This is a genomic window from Paenibacillus lentus, assembly GCF_003931855.1.
In the GTDB taxonomy this organism is placed as follows: domain Bacteria; phylum Bacillota; class Bacilli; order Paenibacillales; family Paenibacillaceae; genus Fontibacillus; species Fontibacillus lentus.
Genome location: NZ_CP034248.1, coordinates 1209307 through 1226149 on the forward strand (window position 1 = coordinate 1209307; position 16843 = coordinate 1226149).

At 47.7% G+C, this 16843-nt stretch carries 14 protein-coding genes and 1 pseudogene; 11 read left to right on the forward strand and 4 right to left on the reverse strand.

Going from position 1 to position 16843, the window contains the following annotated elements; translation table 11 throughout:
• Positions 1-17 precede the first annotated feature (17 nt).
• The 4 genes from EIM92_RS05515 (at position 18) to EIM92_RS05530 (ending at position 5193) form a co-directional block, all read left to right on the forward strand.
• Positions 18-1553: an ABC transporter ATP-binding protein gene (locus tag EIM92_RS05515; RefSeq protein WP_281279662.1), complete on the forward strand. Its 1536-nt coding sequence runs from the start codon at positions 18-20 to the stop codon at positions 1551-1553.
• Positions 1546-2616 (forward strand): ABC transporter permease, encoded by a 1071-nt coding sequence (locus EIM92_RS05520; protein ID WP_125081831.1) that lies wholly within the window; start codon positions 1546-1548, stop codon positions 2614-2616. The genes EIM92_RS05515 and EIM92_RS05520 overlap by 8 nt, the downstream gene beginning before the upstream one ends.
• A 3-nt stretch (positions 2617-2619) precedes the next feature.
• Positions 2620-3573, forward strand: a complete 954-nt coding sequence (locus EIM92_RS05525; protein WP_125081832.1) for an ABC transporter permease — start codon at positions 2620-2622, stop codon at positions 3571-3573.
• Positions 3574-3906: 333 nt separating this feature from the next.
• Positions 3907-5193: an NCS2 family permease gene (locus EIM92_RS05530; RefSeq protein ID WP_125081833.1), complete on the forward strand. Its 1287-nt coding sequence runs from the start codon at positions 3907-3909 to the stop codon at positions 5191-5193.
• 235 nt (positions 5194-5428) lie between these two features.
• Here the strand turns inward: EIM92_RS05530 and EIM92_RS05535 are convergent, their stop codons facing one another.
• Positions 5429-6124 carry a 4'-phosphopantetheinyl transferase family protein gene (locus EIM92_RS05535; RefSeq protein ID WP_125081834.1) on the reverse strand — a complete coding sequence of 232 codons (696 nt, stop codon included), beginning with the start codon at positions 6122-6124 and terminating at the stop codon, positions 5429-5431.
• A 232-nt stretch (positions 6125-6356) separates the two neighbouring features.
• Here EIM92_RS05535 and EIM92_RS05540 point away from each other — a divergent pair, with 232 nt between their 5' ends.
• Together EIM92_RS05540 and EIM92_RS05545 are read left to right on the forward strand one after the other, a co-directional pair.
• Complete coding sequence (locus EIM92_RS05540; RefSeq protein ID WP_125081835.1) at positions 6357-8468, forward strand: S41 family peptidase; 2112 nt, start codon at positions 6357-6359, stop codon at positions 8466-8468.
• A gap of 128 nt (positions 8469-8596) precedes the next feature.
• The gene (locus EIM92_RS05545; RefSeq protein ID WP_125081836.1) at positions 8597-8947 is read left to right on the forward strand and encodes an ASCH domain-containing protein; all 351 of its coding nucleotides are present in this window, start codon (positions 8597-8599) and stop codon (positions 8945-8947) included.
• Between the two features lie 205 nt (positions 8948-9152).
• Here EIM92_RS05545 and EIM92_RS05550 read toward each other — a convergent pair whose 3' ends face one another.
• Entirely contained in the window at positions 9153-9965 is an 813-nt protein-coding gene (locus tag EIM92_RS05550; RefSeq protein ID WP_246021206.1) for an AAC(3) family N-acetyltransferase, read from the reverse strand.
• A 316-nt stretch (positions 9966-10281) separates the two neighbouring features.
• Here EIM92_RS05550 and EIM92_RS05555 point away from each other — a divergent pair, with 316 nt between their 5' ends.
• On the forward strand, positions 10282-11043 hold the full coding sequence (locus tag EIM92_RS05555) for an AAC(3) family N-acetyltransferase (protein WP_125081838.1): 762 nt from the start codon (positions 10282-10284) through the stop codon (positions 11041-11043).
• 89 nt (positions 11044-11132) lie between these two features.
• On the opposite strand, the gene EIM92_RS05560 is transcribed toward EIM92_RS05555, so the two are convergent.
• Positions 11133-11990 (reverse strand): AraC family transcriptional regulator, encoded by an 858-nt coding sequence (locus tag EIM92_RS05560; RefSeq protein WP_125081839.1) that lies wholly within the window; start codon positions 11988-11990, stop codon positions 11133-11135.
• A gap of 264 nt (positions 11991-12254) precedes the next feature.
• On the opposite strand from EIM92_RS05560, the gene EIM92_RS05565 reads away from it, so the two are divergent.
• Positions 12255-12755 carry a GyrI-like domain-containing protein gene (locus tag EIM92_RS05565; RefSeq protein WP_125081840.1) on the forward strand — a complete coding sequence of 167 codons (501 nt, stop codon included), beginning with the start codon at positions 12255-12257 and terminating at the stop codon, positions 12753-12755.
• A gap of 287 nt (positions 12756-13042) precedes the next feature.
• Here EIM92_RS05565 and EIM92_RS05570 read toward each other — a convergent pair.
• Positions 13043-14226: pseudogene (locus tag EIM92_RS05570) on the reverse strand (IS3 family transposase).
• 317 nt (positions 14227-14543) lie between these two features.
• On the opposite strand from EIM92_RS05570, the gene EIM92_RS05575 reads away from it, so the two are divergent.
• From EIM92_RS05575 to EIM92_RS05585, 3 genes are all read left to right on the forward strand, one after another.
• Positions 14544-14807 (forward strand): hypothetical protein, encoded by a 264-nt coding sequence (locus EIM92_RS05575; protein ID WP_125081841.1) that lies wholly within the window; start codon positions 14544-14546, stop codon positions 14805-14807.
• Positions 14808-14899: 92 nt separating this feature from the next.
• Positions 14900-15952, forward strand: coding sequence for an ABC transporter ATP-binding protein (locus tag EIM92_RS05580; protein ID WP_125081842.1), 1053 nt, complete (start codon positions 14900-14902; stop codon positions 15950-15952).
• A 124-nt stretch (positions 15953-16076) separates the two neighbouring features.
• Positions 16077-16826, forward strand: a complete 750-nt coding sequence (locus tag EIM92_RS05585; protein ID WP_125085014.1) for an ABC transporter permease — start codon at positions 16077-16079, stop codon at positions 16824-16826.
• Positions 16827-16843: the final 17 nt, after the last annotated feature.

Consider the following 16843-nt stretch of genomic DNA (forward strand, 5'->3'; position numbering starts at 1 on the left):
TGATGGAGGGGTCTACTTTGACTAAGGCGGATATTGCATTAGAGCTGAAAGGAATCACGAAGAGATTCCCCGGAGTAGTGGCCAACGATTCGATTAGCTTTCAATTGAAACGCGGAGAAATCCATGCTTTGCTTGGGGAGAATGGTGCCGGTAAATCGACCTTGATGAGCATTGTATTTGGGCTATATCAGCCCGATGAAGGCGAAATTTACGTCAATGGGCAAAAGGAAGTGATCGACAGCCCGAATAAAGCGATTGATCTCGGCATTGGGATGGTGCACCAGCATTTTAAGTTGGTCGAGCCCTTTACGGTAACGGAGAATATCATTCTTGGCATGGAGCCGAAGAAGGGGATGAAGATCGATATCAAGGGGGCCAGCGCGCAGGTCAAAAAGCTGTCCGAGCAATATAAGCTGGATGTTGATCCGATGGCTACGATCGAATCGATCAGCGTTGGCATGCAGCAGCGGGTAGAAATTATCAAGACGCTCTATCGGGGCGCGGACATCCTAATTTTTGACGAGCCAACGGCCGTGCTAACGCCTCAAGAGATAAGAGAGCTGCTTGAAATCATGCGGCGTCTAGTTGCCGAGGGCAAATCAATCGTTTTGATTACGCACAAGCTGAAAGAAATTATGGAAATTGCGGATACTTGTACGATTATTCGTCGGGGCAAGGTTATTGAGAGCGTGGAAGTCGCTAAGACGAACCCGCAGGAACTGGCGGAGAAGATGGTGGGCAAGGCAGTTAATTTTAAGACAGAGAAGAAGTCGGCCAAGCCTGGAGACACATTGCTCGAAGTAAAGGATCTCATCGTTGAAGGCGGAAAAGGAAAAAATGCGGTAGATGGACTGTCCTTTTCTGTTCGCGGAGGCGAAATCGTTGGCATTGCCGGGGTGGATGGCAACGGTCAGACGGAATTGATCGAAGCCATTACAGGAATGCGCAGTATTAAATCAGGGGATGTTCTGCTGCAGGGGAAGAGCGTCACCAATCAATCCCCGCGTGTCATCTCAGAAAGCGGGCTATCACATATTCCGCAGGATCGGCATAAACATGGACTCGTTCTGGACTTTACAGTCAGTGAAAATATCATTTTGCAAACCTATGATCAGCCGGAGCTTAACCAACGCGGCTTCATTAATGAGAAATCGAGGGATACGGTGGCCGAGCGCCTCGTCAAGGAGTTTGACGTGCGCACGCCAGGCATCGATACGAAGGTTCGTTCTATGTCTGGAGGAAACCAGCAGAAAATTATTATCGCCCGCGAAATTGACAAGAAGCCTCAGGTTCTTATCGCGGCTCAGCCAACACGGGGACTTGACGTAGGTGCAATCGAGTTTGTGCATCAGCAGCTCATTGCCCAGCGGGATCAAGGAAAGGCCGTCCTTCTCATCTCCTTTGAGCTGGAGGAAATATTGAACGTGGCTGATCGTATTCTCGTCCTGTTCGGGGGACAGATTGTCGGTGAGACGACGCCGGAATCGACGAATGATCAGCAGCTTGGGTTGATGATGGCAGGTAAGCATGAAGGAGATGGCACACATGAATAAATTTATGAGTATTTTCAGACGTGAATCTGCTGTTATTCCTGTTGTCTCTATTATCATTGGTTTGTTACTGGGTGCGCTAATTATGTTGATCGGCGGGTATGATCCGCTGCTCGCTTATGAATCTCTTGTGATAAAAATTTTCGGTAGCAGTTATGACTTCGGTGAAGCGCTCCGTTCGATTGTTCCTCTGGTCATGTGCGGTCTGGCGGTAGGCATTGCTTTCCGCGCGGGACTGTTCAACATCGGGGTCGATGGGCAGATTATAATGGGCTCACTTGGTGCGCTTATTGTCGGGACTAAGCTAAGCCTGCCTCCACTGCTGCATGCGATCGTCGCTGTCATATTCGGTGCAATCCTCGGGGGATTGTGGGGTGCGCTTGTGGGGTATATTAAGGCTAAACGAGGCATCAATGAAGTTATTACCAGTATTATGTTTAACTTTATTGCACTGTATTTTAGCCATTACATGATTCGTACATTCATGCCGCAAGCAGGTACACAGCGGTCTGCGATGATCGAAGAATCGGCTAGCATTCAGATTGGCTGGCTCACACAGTTGATGGGTGGTGCGCGTATTCACTGGGGATTCCTGCTTACTATCCTTGCCGTGATTTTCTATCACATTTATTTGAACAGAACCAAATGGGGCTATGAGCTGCGCGCTGTCGGTCTAAATCCGGATGCAGCCGAGTATGCAGGGATGAAGGTATCAAACGTTATGGTACGTACGATGTTTATTTCCGGCGTGTTTGGCGGCTTGGTCGGTACATTTGAGGTGCTTGGCGTATTCAAATATATCGCTATTAACTCGGTGACCTCCGGCCTTGGCTTTGATGGAATCGCGGTAGCGCTGCTTGGCGGAAATACAGCCCTTGGCGTGCTTCTTTCCGGGATGCTGATCGGCGCGCTAACTTACGGCTCGCAAGGGATGAGCTTTGGTGCGGAAGTGCCGGGCGAGATCATTCGGATGGTTATTGGCTTCATTATCTTTTTCGTTGCCGCACCGGGTATTGTGAAGCTCTTCTTCCGTCCGCTTACTAATAAAATGAAGAAGAAGGTGTAAGTGATGGACATTATCAGCAATCTCATTAATGGGACGCTCGTATTCTCCACGGCCTTTATCTTTGCGGCTCTCGGTGGTCTTATATCCGAACGTTCGGGCGTTATTAATATTGGGCTGGAAGGCTTTATGGTGTCTGGTGCTTTCTTCTCCGCGATCATTGCTTACTATGCTGAGACGGCAGGGTTAGGAGGGTTGTCACCATGGCTCGGGGTGATTGGAGCCTTCGTGTTCACGGCGATATTTTCCAGTATTCATGCCGTAGCTACGATCAGGTTCAAGGCCAACCAGGTGGTTAGCGGGGTTGTTATCAATATTCTCGCGGCGAGCTCGACGTTTTTTCTGGTGAAATTGATCTTTGAAGGGTCCGCGGAAAGCCCGTTGTTGACGACGGTATTCCATAAATTCAGAATTCCGTTTCTAAGCGATATTCCGTTCATTGGGAATGCGTTCTTCAACAACTATCCGACGACATATATCGCTATCGCCTTTGTGATTGTAATTTACTTCATTATTTATAGAACCGCTGTTGGGCTCAGGCTGCGTGCAGTCGGCGAGCATCCGGGCGCCGCAGATACCGTAGGGGTTAAGGTCAACCGGATGCGTTACATGGCCGTTATTCTCAGCGGCTCGATTGCCGCTCTGGGTGGAGCGACGATTGTACTGACTTCGAATGGCAATTTCGCGTTCAACACGATCTCCGGACAAGGTTATATTGCGTTGGCGGCGGTCATTTTCGGCAAATGGAATCCGATTGGCGCCATGTTAGCCTCCTTATTCTTCGGCTTGGCACAAGCGGTCAAAGATCAGCTGCAGATCTTCGAATTTGCCGCCCGTATTCCAAATGAATTTTTCTACATGCTGCCGTATGTCCTGACCATGCTCGTCTTGATTGGCGCAGTAGGTAAAGCCCGCGCGCCGAAGGCGTTAGGGGAACCATATGAGGTGGGCAAGCGTTAGGGCAGCTTGTGCGGGTGCTTAATCCAGCTCTAGGCAAGTGCTAGGGATAAGTAAATTGCATATTGCAAAGTAACAAGATCTTGTAAAGTCGCAGTTAATCCGTGTAGTGTAGGGTATCATAGTAAGGACGAGGGGCTGGAGTCGTTATAGACCTTCAGCTCCTTTTTTTAAATCATTATGATGAATATGGCACGTAGAGGGTAGAGGGCCTTGCAACTTGTAAGCTGGCTGAAATCCGCGGCTAGGGCGGGCAGGTAGGCACAATCCACTCGACAGGTTCATGCCGGAGGACTAAAGTAGAAGGTTGTAGTGTTAATAAAGAGGTGTTCTGACTTGGATAGCAGATTGGAAAGATGGTTTCATCTTCAAGAGGAAAAAACAACGATACGCACAGAAATCGTCGCGGGATTAACTACGTTTATGACGGTGGCCTATATTATTGCCGTGAATGGCACTATTCTGAGCATGGTTGGGATGCCGTATGAAGCGGCTACGATTGTGACGGTCATATGCTCCTTCATCGGCTGTATGCTGATGGCGCTGTGGGCAAACTCGCCCCTGATTCTTGTTCCGGGGATGGGGGATAATGCTTTTTTTGTATTCACGCTCGTATTTTCATTAGGATTAACTTGGCAGCAAGCATTAGCTGCGGTCTTTGTCGCGGGTCTTGTGTTTATGGTCACCTCGGTGACGAAGTGGGCCGATTATTTATCCCGTTCGATTCCGAAGTCGATGATTCATGCGATGACGGCAGGAATCGGTTTTTTTATTGCCTTTTTAGGCTTGAAAAACGGTGGACTGATCGTGGCGAACGAAAGTACCTTTGTGAGCTTGGCTAATCTTAGTGAGCCTCATGCGTTGACGACAATTTTAACCTTGGTCATCGCGCTGCCATTATTTTTGCGAAATGTAAAGGGGAATTTCCTGATTGCGATCATCGCTGGAACGGGGATTGGTGCGGCGTTAGGCATTGTTGACTTTTCAGTGCTTCGGGACTTTAGTATTTCTTTTAGCGGGTACGGTGAGCTTTTTCTGGCTTTGGATTTCAGCGCAATTGGCACGTTCCAATTTTGGACGGCGGTGTTCTCGTTATCAATGGTCATTATATTTCAAAATATGGGGACCCAGTTGGGCATGCTCCCGAATAAGTCGAAGTTCCGACGATCATTTCAGGCGAACTCTCTGTCGGTGATCAGCGCTGGGCTGCTCGGTTGCAGTCCGATGACGACGGCCGCGGAAGGAGCGACTGGGATTGCATCCGGTGGAAGAACCGGGCTTACCTCGCTCACCGCAGGACTGCTATTCATTCCGGCTTTGTTTCTCGTACCCTTGTTCAAAGTCATCCCGACCAGCGCCATTGCGCCGGTGTTAATCATCGTGGGATGCCTAATGATCATGTCGATTAAGGAAGTGCCTTTTGACGACTTCACTGAGGCGTTTCCGGCTTATATGATGCTGGCGATCATGCCTTTATCCTTCAGTATCGCTAACGGTATTGCGTTTGGGTTCATTGCCTACCCGATCGTGAAGTGGGTGACGGGACGCCGGGCGGAGGTATCGATGACGATGTATATGATCGCCGTTTTCTTCCTACTCTATTTCATCTTAGGTTCGATTTAGGTAACAGTGTGGTCGATGAAACGTGGTCGTGTATAGTGTGTTTTTGAGCGACTAGACGGCTTTTTTAATCTTCACTCCGGGGAGCATTACATGGTTGTTAAAGGGGATACTCCCTGGAGCTTAGTATTAAGCTGTCGGCTTCCTAATCTCTGGTTGGCGATGTGGATTATTCGAGACGTTCTTAGACGCAAATGGTATTACCGGGCGCCATAAAAAATTAGTTCACGTCATCATCTCACACATAAGTCATGAATCGTTTATGCAGCTCATCCATGCTTAGCATGCGGATATGATCAGGCAAGCGATCATGCATGGCGCAAACGGACAGCTTGTATGCGGAATCGATGTCATATTGCCTGAATGAGCAGCAGTTGAGTTCGTTGCGGGTATTCAGCTCGATCCGCTCCGGGCTGACGCGAATAGAGAAAGAATCGAGCGGCAGGGATAGCCCCATGCCCGCTGCTTTAATGTAGCTCTCTTTTAACGTCCATAAATCAAAAAAGTAACTTAATCTGTTGTCATCCTGCAGCCTATGAAGATCAATGCACTCTTGTTTGGAGAAAAAGCGCTCGGCGAGGCCAAGATCTATCTCCTTTACCTCTTCCACATCAATGCCGACAGGTGCTTCGTCTATGGCGCAAACTACCCATTTGCCTGAGTGAGAGTTGTTGAAATGCAGGCCGTAGTCTTCCTTTAATAACGGCTTGCCGTATGCATTTTGAATCAGGCATATATCCCTGTTCTTCATGTTAAGCCTGCTGCAGATGAGCAGTCTAGAGAGGATATCGGCTGTCAATGTTCTTAGCGCGTCTTCTTTACGTATAAATCTATGAATTCGTTCCTGTCTCTCCAAGGGGAGTACTTCGATAAGGCTCCATATGGAGAGCGAAGTTATATTTGGTTCTAGCTGAACACCGTAAATTTCCATCATATTTGCTCTCACCCATTCTATTCTATCAATAGTTACACCAACTTCCATTATAAGGGTATGAACACATAGAGCAAATGTAATATGCCTGCAAATCCAAATGACACAGGAATCACATGCTGCTTCAACATTCCATTATCTTACTCGGAAGTCATTCCTCCCCTTAATGCTCCGTGATAAGATATAGTTGATCTAACGAAAGAGATTAAATTGCTGTGAAGAGTGGGGGAAAAGTTTGAAGAAGAGAAGCATCGTCTGGATTTGTATCTTTATGGTTCTTATTTGCACGTTGAGCATGTTGAGCGGGTGTACTCGGCTGTCCGCTTACAGAGGTTCTGAGGACTGGGGGAAAATGATAAGAAATAATGCAACAGGGCATCGATTAGTGGATAAGGGGGAATATGATAAGGCGATCGAGTACTTGGAGAGGGCGATTGAATATGCTTATAAAATGGAGCCGGCTCTCGTCGACTTGGATCGTGAAATTAAGTTAAATGAGTATATGGGAGCTCCGTTTAACAATCTTGGCTGGGCCTATAATGAGTTGGAGGATTATGACAAGGGCCTGGAGTACATGGAGAAGTCGCTCCTCATTTTGCCGAATGGGGATTGGGAGTATGTGAATAAAGGAAATGCCTTATACGGTTTGAATGAATTTGAAGCAGCTTTGGAGAGCTATGATCAGGCTCTGTCGATGGGAAACGAGAAGTTTGCTCATTATGGCAAAGGCAGAACACTGTTTGACTTGGAGCGGTATGAAGAAGCATTGGAGCAATTTGATATTTATCTGAGTATGGATGAGACCGATTTGGATGGGTTCGAAGGAAAAATATACACCCTCCTCCAGCTGGGCCGGTATGAGGAAGCCAATCATTTGGCAAATGATCTCATTCAACAGGGACCGGATAATTATGAAGCATATCGCATAAAGGCTGACGTAATTGAAGATATGGGAGATCTAAGTCTTCTAGAAGAGCATTATAGGAGAATGATCGAAAGATTTCCTGGCCATACTGAAGTTTATGCGCAAATGATAGCATCTTACAGCATGCTGGGAGACATTGAACAGGTGAAGAGCAGCTATGATGCAGCCATTCAGAAGGATGATTCTAATGTGGATATACATATAGCCATGGGAGACGCTCATATGGGCAGGGCCATGTACGTCCAAGCGGCAAAATACTACGACCAGGCCGTACAGCTCCAGCCTCAGCATGAAGAGAGCAGTATCAATAAGTTAAGGGCATTGTACCATGGCCGCAGGAACTATCAGTGCATCGCCTTTGGCGAGGAAGCGGGAAAGCAAGAGGTGGCTTCTTCCCTTATTCCATGGTTCACGGGGCAATGCCACTTTGATTTAGAACATTATGCCGAGGCAATCCAGGCTATGGAGCGAGTGATTGAGCTGGACCCGAGTGATGACGAAGCCTATGCCACGATAGCGTATTCCTATTTTATGCTGGAGGAATACGACAGGGCGGAGGAGTATTGCGCGAAGAGTTTGGATTTATACTCCGGCAATTCCATGGCTTTATATATTCAAGACTTGTTGCAAGATAGCAGGAGTCCGCTTGGCGAGCGGGTTAAACATTTTTTCCAAGATAATTATTTGTACATAACTAGTAATTCTGACGTGGATAAGATCTTGTCCAAACTGGATAAGCCGGATTTGACGACGGCGGAAATAGCTGCGGTCATCGAGCGCGCGAGGTATCCGCGGGATATGTTCACTTCCGTAATCTACGGGGATGAATACGACAGGTTAACCGAGGGCCAAGAACAGGATGTAATTTATGAAGACCAAGGGACTATCGCTTATTTTCGCATTTACGAATTCAATTCCAATACGGACGACAGGTTCATTGAGTACCTTGATCAAATCCCAAATCCCGGGTCAAAAAAATTAGTCATTGATCTGCGGGGGAATACGGGCGGTAATATGGACAGCGCGAATAATATTTTGGATGCGCTGCTGCCCGAATGCGTGACAAGTATGCTGATCGAGCGGGATGGTTATGCGGACAGCTATTACTCGAATGCAGATTATGTAGCCTTCCAAAGAATATACGTTCTAGTGGATGGGGATACCGCGAGCGCCTCCGAATTATTGACGATGGGCTTGAGTACTTATTTGCCTGTTGTGACGGTTATAGGCCAAGACACTTACGGTAAAGGCGTCGGACAACGCGTGTTTGAGGATAAGACGAACAAAATTATGGTCATCGCAGTAAATCACTATTGGAACGTGAGACAGAAGAACATTATGAATTCTCACATCAGTCCTGACATTTATGTCAAGAGCTCCAAACTGGAGGACTATCTGAAGGTAGTTAAAGCGGGACATTAGAGGCATATGATCTATGATCCGTTCTCAGCCGGGAGGGTGCGCCGGATGGAAAGCTGGAGGCTTACTGTACGGTAAATTCATGATTGTGATAAAGTACAAGTAAAGAATGGTATGAGGAGGGTAACGATATGCAAAATCACGCGGAACACGATGCATTGCCACCTAAGACATGTTCTATCGAACGGTTAGTCACTCTTCCAGCGGATGTGGAGAAGGTATTGGCAGGCCAGAAAACAGCAACCCGCCGTAACGGTCGGTATGCCGATGTTGGAGAAGTGATGACGCTGAAAGGTCAGGATTTTGTAGTTGAACAGGTCTATACCCAAACTCTGGGCGAACTAACGGAAGAGCATGCCAAACAGGAGGGATACGCCAGCCTGGAAGAATACAAGCAGTCGATCCTCTCCATTCATCCCGGGATGCCTTGGGTACCGACCATGCGCGTTTGGGTTCATGAGTTCAACCTTGTGCAGAAATAGGTGGATGTGAAGGAACTGCGTATCCTGCTTTTGTACAATACGGAGGATAGTATTTCAATGAATCGCCCTACATCAATGCGATTAGCAGATGAAGGGCGATTTCTTTTTCTAGGCGTGGTCGCCTGCATTCACTTTATCATTCGACTTATTCAACTTATACAGATGGATTTATAGTCGATACATAAAATTCACTTAATTTTGAAAATTATTTCTCCCTCCGATGCGTTTCCATCCATTGAACCGCCCAGTCTACGAGCTGTCTTTGTCTCAGAAAGCGGACTTCTGCCTCTCCAACCTTGTAAATCGTCACATTGTGAGCTCGATCATAATGCTGACCCAATTCGATGAAATCCCCGTCATCTACAGCTTGCGTTCGGTAGGTCACCCATTTTCTCTTTCCGTCGATCATGATCGCACTGCTTTCTTCTGTAAACCGTTTTGTGGGAAAATTAGCTCTCGTCTCTGCTAAATGCAACGAGGTGTTTTTGTCGTATCCGACTCCAATGAGCAGGATGTGCCCGTCAAGCTCATACAACTTATCAACTGGTGAGCCTTTGCCGAAAATCTGAGCTAAATCATGCTCCTTCGTAAGGTACTCCGCATGCCTGCCTACGGCAGCTACGGATCTAGCTGGATGGTCGGATCTAACAGCTCCGGGCCATTTCCGGAACATCTCCGCCACAACGCCCATGCCGATGGCTGGCGTAATTTCTTTATCGTAGGCGGGCCAGTGCTTGCGAATGATGGGCCAATGTTCGGGAGACACCTCCCAATGGACACCTGTAGCGGGGTCAAGGTTCTTCCAGGTTTGAGAGGGCATCATTAATGTCCCCTCCTCGCCGACAATTTCAAGTAAAGCGCGAATTAAGATCTCAGCTCCGCCAACCACGAACCCGATCTTGCTTAACGAAGTGTGCACGAATATCGTTTGTCCGCTTGACAGGCCGCAACGGCAGAATTGCTCCTTCAGTGCCTCTTTGGTCAAGATCGGTTTTTGCGCATAACATGGGTCTGTCACTGAAATTCCTCCTTGTTCATCCTCCAAATTTTGTGAAAAAAAGAGACAGCCCCTCATTAGCCGAGGGGTTGTCTCTGGTACTGCCAGAAAGCATGGCCCTTAAATTGTATGATATCTTACATTATATTGAAAAAGACCAGGATTTCAATAATTTGAGCTTGGTTTGAGCTCGGTTTTTATCAAGCAGTTTCATACATTAAGTTCTACATATTGTTCGACTTTTCTTCGTTGAATTGATCAAACATGGCTTGTTGTTCCAGGCAGGACAGGTATAATGGTGATGAATCATTTAATTACCAACAGTTGGAGGTTTATCATGCACACGAAGAAAAGTCTGATGGATCAGCTTGAAAGCGCTGGCATTAACCGGCATGGAACCGTGCTGATGCATTCATCTATGAAAAGTATTGGCGAAGTAGAGGGAGGGGCGGACACGGTTCTGGATGCCCTTTCGGAATATATGAAAGATGGGCTCTTAGTTTTGCCTACGCATACTTGGTCTTATATCAATGCGGATAATCCGAAATTTTATGTCGCGACATCAGAAGTATGTGTCGGTATCCTGCCGGAATTGTTCCGTAAACGACCAGGCGTTATCCGTTCCCTCCATCCTACGCATTCCGTAGCGGCTCTCGGGAAGGATGCGGCTGAGTTCACGGCTGGGGATGAGCGTTGGGATACGCCATGCCACCGGGAATCGGCTTGGGGCCGCCTGCTGGATCGAAAGGCGACCATTCTGCTCGTAGGCGTTGACCTGCGCAGAAATACGTTCATTCACGGAATCGAGGAATGGGTTGATATTCCAGGAAGAATGACGGATGAGCATGAGCAGCTGTATACAGTGCTTCCCGACGGCAGAGAGGTATTGGTTCCATCCCGTCGCCACTGCGGCTTGCCTTGGTCGGAGCATTTCTGGAAGGTTGAGCATGTACTCGAAGAACAGGGAGCGCTGTATCGCGCACGTCTAGGCGATGCCGAGGTGTTGGTTTGCGATACGGTGAAAACGACGGAAATTCTTACGGATATGCTGCTGAAGAATCCAGATTTGTTCTCGGATAACGAGCCTTTGGCTGAATAAGGTCAAGGGGACTCAATAGGATTCAAGGTGATTCAAGGCGTCCCCAAGCATGAATAAGCCGACTGCGTTAGGCAGTCGGCCTTGTGCTGTCATTTTTTGATAATAGGAATCCAGACTTCACATAGATAGTCTTCAGCTGACGTATCACCCGGGGAGTAGATCTCCAATTCAGGCGCATTCGCGACCTCATAGCCGGTAGCCGGGAACCATTCCTGGAATATCCGCTCAAACACATTTTGAATGGCATACGGAACGGGGCCGACTGCGTTGAAGACCGCCCAAGTGGAACGAGGAATGGTGGTTAGAGTAATTCCCTCAGCAGAAGTATTTAGATCAGTAGGGGCAGCGATCATATAGGTAAAATCCCCACTTTCCGGCTGCATGTTCATGCACGCTCCGATAAAATTACCGCCGTTACTCAAGGATCTGAGCCTTTCTATCACACCATTCTGATGGCACTCCTGCCAGAAGCTTGAAATCCGTCCTTTGTCATTACATTTTACTTCAATCGACTTGCCTATGACATTAAAAGCTTCCTTGTCCAGGATTTTGTATTCCATATCTTGATCTCCCTTCAGTGATAGGTGGAAGGAAATGCGCGGAAAGGCTTTTAGGCTGACACCTGGATTACGAGCCTCCGAGGGCGGAACGCCATGAATTTTACGAAATGCTTTAGTAAAGGACTCGGGAGAATCGTAGCCATACTTCAGTGCCACATCAATGACCTTTGAAGAAGTCATTGCCAGCTCCTGTGCGGCTAAGGTCAGTTTGCGTTTGCGTGTATATTCGGCTACGGTCATGCCGGTCAATATGAGGAACACGCGTTGAAAATGAAATGGAGATACGCAGGCTGCTTTAGCAATTTCCTCAATATTCAGCCGCCCCTCTAGTTTCTGCTCAATCCGCTCCAAAGCATCCTTCATCCGTAATAACCCTTCCAATTGCATAACCTCCTTGTGCGTATCATCGTATCATTGTGATGGATCGAATCTCCTGTCTTTTTGTGCTTTTTGCGAACAGGTACTTACAGCTAGGGTACCCTAAATGAATATGCATGAGAATAGAATCATGCAATACAAATGGCAAGTTTGATTCTACGGCGTTTTTAAGGGAATGAACAGAAATAAATACAGATATTGTAAGATTGTTGTAGTAAAATAGTAACCGAGTACCTACAGCAACGATACTTTTGGTGATAGGGAGAGGTGGCTATGGAGCAGGTAAATGAAGCAGCAGTTGTTACAAAACAGGCTTTTTACGCGATTGGATTGCGTTGGGAGGGTACGTTTGTCCAAGCGGGCGAGGGGAGTATACGGGTAATTCATCAGGAGCTGCAGCGGCGACGCGGCGAGATCTCCGGCATCGTAGATTCTAGCGGTTACTACGGCTTATCTTATCATGCTTATCCGGGGGGAAGCCGGTTTGTGCATTATGCGGTATTTGAAGTCTCCGATTCCGGTAGAGATCGGGTTCCGGACGGCATGGTCATCGTAGAAGTTCCGACAATGAAATATGTCAAATGTGAACATCGTGCAGAGCAAGACGTCAGCCAATCCTACAGCAATATCTATACGTGGATCGAGGAGCAAGGACATAAGACGCCCCCGGAGGAAGGCAAGGAGCTCACGCATTTTGAAATATACCCGGGTAACCAGGATCCTTATAGCGCGCATCCCGAATTTACAATTATGATCCCTATTATGGACGAATAGCTGCCGCATGTACTAAGTTGTTGTATACCAGGCTGTGTGCACACTAAGTGACTGTATACTCAGCTGTTGTACACCCCAGGTGGGCTATACACTAAGCTGTTGCACACCAAGCTGTGAACACCCCAAGTGGTTCTACACTAAGTTGTGCATACTAAGTGGTTCTGCAACTAAGAGGTTGTGTACTAAATGGAGTTTATGCAGCTAATTATGGTCTAAACGAAAATTTCAGGGGATTAGATGGATTTCTGGACTTCTGTCAAGAAAGTGGACACCTATTAAGTGAAAGTTTACGCCGTCTCCTTCTTGAATTGCGCAGCAAATTGAACCGGCGACACATAGCCGATTGAACTGTGGATTCGTTTGCGGTTGTAGAAAAATTCAATGTACCTGTAAATGGTCTCGTAAGCCTGTTGTTTGGTCTTGAACTTCGTTCTGTAGATGAGTTCTTTTTTCAAGATGCTGTGAAATGACTCGATACAAGCGTTATCGTAGCAATTCCCTTTACGACTCATGCTAACCTTCATGGAATACGATTCCAGCTTGTCACGGTACTCCTTCGATGCGTACTGTGAACCGCGATCGGAATGGTGAAGCAATCCCTTACCTGGTTTTTTCGCATCATATGCGGCCTCTAGAGCATCTAAGACAAGTTCTGTTGTCATCCGGCCGTAAAGACGCCAACCCACGATCTCGCGTGTGCACAGATCCATCAGACTAGCCAAGTACAGCCGTCCTTCTCGGCAGGGGATGTAGGTAATATCTGCAACCCACACTTTGTTCGGTTCAGATACGGCAAAGTTCTGGTTCAACTCATTGGGAGCAATGGGTGAGTCATGATTGGAATCGGTCGTCTGCACCTTAAATTTACGGGAGACACAAGAACGCAACCCCAGTTCTTTCATGTAGATGCTAACTGTGCGCTCCGCGACCTGGATACGCTCTTTCCACAGCATTCGGGTAATCTTAGGACTGCCGTAGCGTTCCCCGGAGTCATGAAAATGATACTTGACTCTCTCCAGAACCTTCGCCTTTCGAAGTTTCTGCTCGCTAGGCAATGCCTTTTGCCACTTGTAGAAGCCACTCCGAGACACTTGTAAAACCTTGCACATCTTCTCCACCGAAAACTCGGAGCGATGTTCTTCAATGAATTGGAACCTCAGTTCCTTTCTTTGCTGAAGATGTGCAGCGCCTTTTTTAATATAGCGAGTTCTTCCTGGAGATCTTGATTTTCCCGCTCCTTCTCTTGATTCTCCAGTTCCTTTTTACGCAGTTGTTGTTCGAGTTGACGCACTCTCTCCGGTGTGACTAAAGATTCCAGCTGGATTTCATCGCGGTAAAGTGCTTTCCAGTTGTGCAACACACCGGCAGATATACCGAGTTCTTCGGCCAACTGCGGCATGGACTTACTTTGCTCTAAAATATACTTCACTGTCTGCTTCTTAAACTCTTCACTGTAACTATTACGTTCCATCCGGACATCTCTCCCTTAAGGATTATTATCTAGGTTCACTTAAGGACTGTCCACTTTTTATTCTAGTTGCATTCATGTACCTAAAATCGAGATTCATGCCTATAATGGGTATTTCCTTTCTTCTAACGACATGTAATCCATTTAGATCCCCTTTCCTTTTTTTTCGCAGGAACTAACTACTATAAATCCATTTATTAAGTTGAACTATAGATATTTTATGTTGAATTACTATAACGGATGTGGGGAAGTATGTGAAAATGTCCCATATTCCTAGGATTGCGTTTTTTAAAGTATACATGTTCATAGGAGGCAGAAATTTGCTACTCGTGAAGGCAACTCAAGGCGCCAAAGCTGCCAGAGGTCAGCCCCAGGCAACCCAAGGCGCCAAAGCCGCCAGAGGTCGGCCCAAGCCAGCCCCCAGAGCCCATGCTCCCGAAGTAACTTTCCTTCAGAATAAACGGGAACGGGAATTACAGCAGTCGACTTTTAACATTTTGGGACTGCCCATGCCGTTTCTCCGAATCATTGCGAATCATTTTGCTCCCATGCCCCCATTCCACTTTTTGGTTTATACTATATAGTTAATCTTTTAATGTAGAGGTTTTGAAGGTAGTAATTTATAATAGGAGCTTGAGATAAGACATCAAGATAGCCTAAGTGAGGTAGGTGTAAAATGAACGCGATTGAAGTGCAGGATTTGCGTAAAGCTTTCAAGATACAAAAAAACCGCGAAGGCCTCAAAGGGGCCTTCGCTGATTTATTCAAACGGCAATATCAGGAAGTCATTGCCGTTAAAGATATTACGTTTGCCATTCCGCAAGGCGAAATTTGCGGCTATATCGGAGAGAACGGTGCAGGCAAATCAACGACGATCAAAATGTTGACCGGCATATTGGTGCCTACTTCCGGGAATCTCAAGGTTGGGGGCTACGTTCCTTATGAGGAGCGGGAGCGCTTCGTGCAGAATATCGGTGTTGTATTCGGCCAGCGCAGTCAGCTATGGTGGGACATCGGTGTGATCGAGTCGTTCCAGCTGCTGCGGAAGGTGTATCGGGTCTCGGAGCAGGACTTTAAGAAGCGGCTGGACGAGCTCGTCGAACGCCTGAAGCTCCAGGATCTGCTGAATCGCCCGGTGCGCAAGCTCAGTCTGGGACAGCGCATGCGCTGCGAACTGGTGGCTGCGCTGCTGCATAACCCGTCGATCCTGTTTCTCGATGAGCCGACGATCGGGCTCGACATCGTGGTGAAGTCGGAAATACGCGATTTCCTCAAGGATATGAACCGTGAACACGGAACAACGATCCTGTTAACGACGCACGACCTGCAGGACATTGAGGCCCTCTGCTCTCGCGTCATCATGCTGGATGATGGCCGAATTATTTACGACGGCGGGTTGGAGGAGCTTAAGCAGCGCTGGGGAACGGGACGTGAGGTGTTGTTCCAATTTGGAAGAGCGACCAAGCTGGAGACATTAAGGCAATGGACTACGGGACTGTCCGTGGAATGGTCAGCCGAGAATGATCTGAATGCCAAGGTCTGGATTCCACTGGAGCTCAACGTATCCGACGTACTCGGACGCGTTGTGGGACAAGCCGATATTACGGATATCAAAATCATCGAGACGAACACCGACGAAATTGTCCGCAGCATCTATCAGTCCGGGTCAGCCGAGAAGACGGAAGGTGCAGGGAGCTCAATAACGGATGGAGAGATCAGTCATGTCTAAACGTCTCACCACAGCATTCTCGGCATCCAAATCGAACAATCCGGGCGGACGAAAGTCGCCTGCTGGCGGAAGACGCTTGCTATTGGGCGCTTACTTGGATTTTATCCGTATCCGGTTCTTGACCATGCTTGCTTATCGAGTTAACTATTATACCGGCATTCTGATCTACACCCTCAATATCGGGGTCAATTATTTCACCTGGAAGGCCATTTATGGCGAAGGGGATTCCCTGGGCGGCTTTACCGCCGTGCAGATGACGACGTACGTCGCAGTGTCCTGGATGGCGAGGGCATTCTATTTCAACAATCTGGATCGGGAAATATCGACCGATATTCGGGACGGCAGCATTGCCATTCAATTTATACGTCCTTATAACTATGTGTTCGTCAAAATGATGCAGGGACTTGGGGAGGGCATGTTCCGCTTCCTGTTGTTCATGATTCCCGGCATGGCGATTGCCATGCTGCTGTTTCCGGTACAGCTGCCAACCGCTCCGTCGGCATGGGCAGGCTTTCTTGTCATGCTGATCTTCAGCTTCCTGATCAACTCGCAGATTAATGTCATTACGGGACTCTCGGCTTTCTTCATTGAGAATAACGAAGGCGTTATGCGGATGAAGCGTGTCCTGGTTGATCTCTTCTCTGGACTCATTGTACCGATCAGCTTGTTCCCGGGCTGGTTGTCCAAAGTGCTTGAGGTGCTGCCCTTTCAGGCGATCACCTATTTGCCGGGCTCCGTCTTTACGGGGAGGGTGCAGGGCGTCGGCATTTGGAACGTGCTGGGTATCCAGGTATTTTGGTTCGTGGCCTTGATCATCCCGATGATCCTGTTATACCGGGCGGCGCGTCAGCGACTGTTCGTGCAAGGAGGTTAACAAGAGGCATGACAAGG

Excerpts from the sequence above, each read along its gene's own strand:
- EIM92_RS05520 (WP_125081831.1), top strand. The coding sequence starts at position 1,546 with ATGAATAAATTTATGAGTATTTTCAGACGTGAATCTGCTGTTATTCCT.
- EIM92_RS05525 (WP_125081832.1), top strand. The coding sequence starts at position 2,620 with ATGGACATTATCAGCAATCTCATTAATGGGACGCTCGTATTCTCCACG.
- EIM92_RS05535 (WP_125081834.1), bottom strand. The coding sequence starts at position 6,124 with ATGATGGAAATTTACGGTGTTCAGCTAGAACCAAATATAACTTCGCTC.
- EIM92_RS05545 (WP_125081836.1), top strand. The coding sequence starts at position 8,597 with ATGCAAAATCACGCGGAACACGATGCATTGCCACCTAAGACATGTTCT.
- EIM92_RS05555 (WP_125081838.1), top strand. The coding sequence starts at position 10,282 with ATGCACACGAAGAAAAGTCTGATGGATCAGCTTGAAAGCGCTGGCATT.
- EIM92_RS05560 (WP_125081839.1), bottom strand. The coding sequence starts at position 11,990 with ATGCAATTGGAAGGGTTATTACGGATGAAGGATGCTTTGGAGCGGATT.
- EIM92_RS05565 (WP_125081840.1), top strand. The coding sequence starts at position 12,255 with ATGGAGCAGGTAAATGAAGCAGCAGTTGTTACAAAACAGGCTTTTTAC.
- EIM92_RS05580 (WP_125081842.1), top strand. The coding sequence starts at position 14,900 with ATGAACGCGATTGAAGTGCAGGATTTGCGTAAAGCTTTCAAGATACAA.
- EIM92_RS05585 (WP_125085014.1), top strand. The coding sequence starts at position 16,077 with ATGCTTGCTTATCGAGTTAACTATTATACCGGCATTCTGATCTACACC.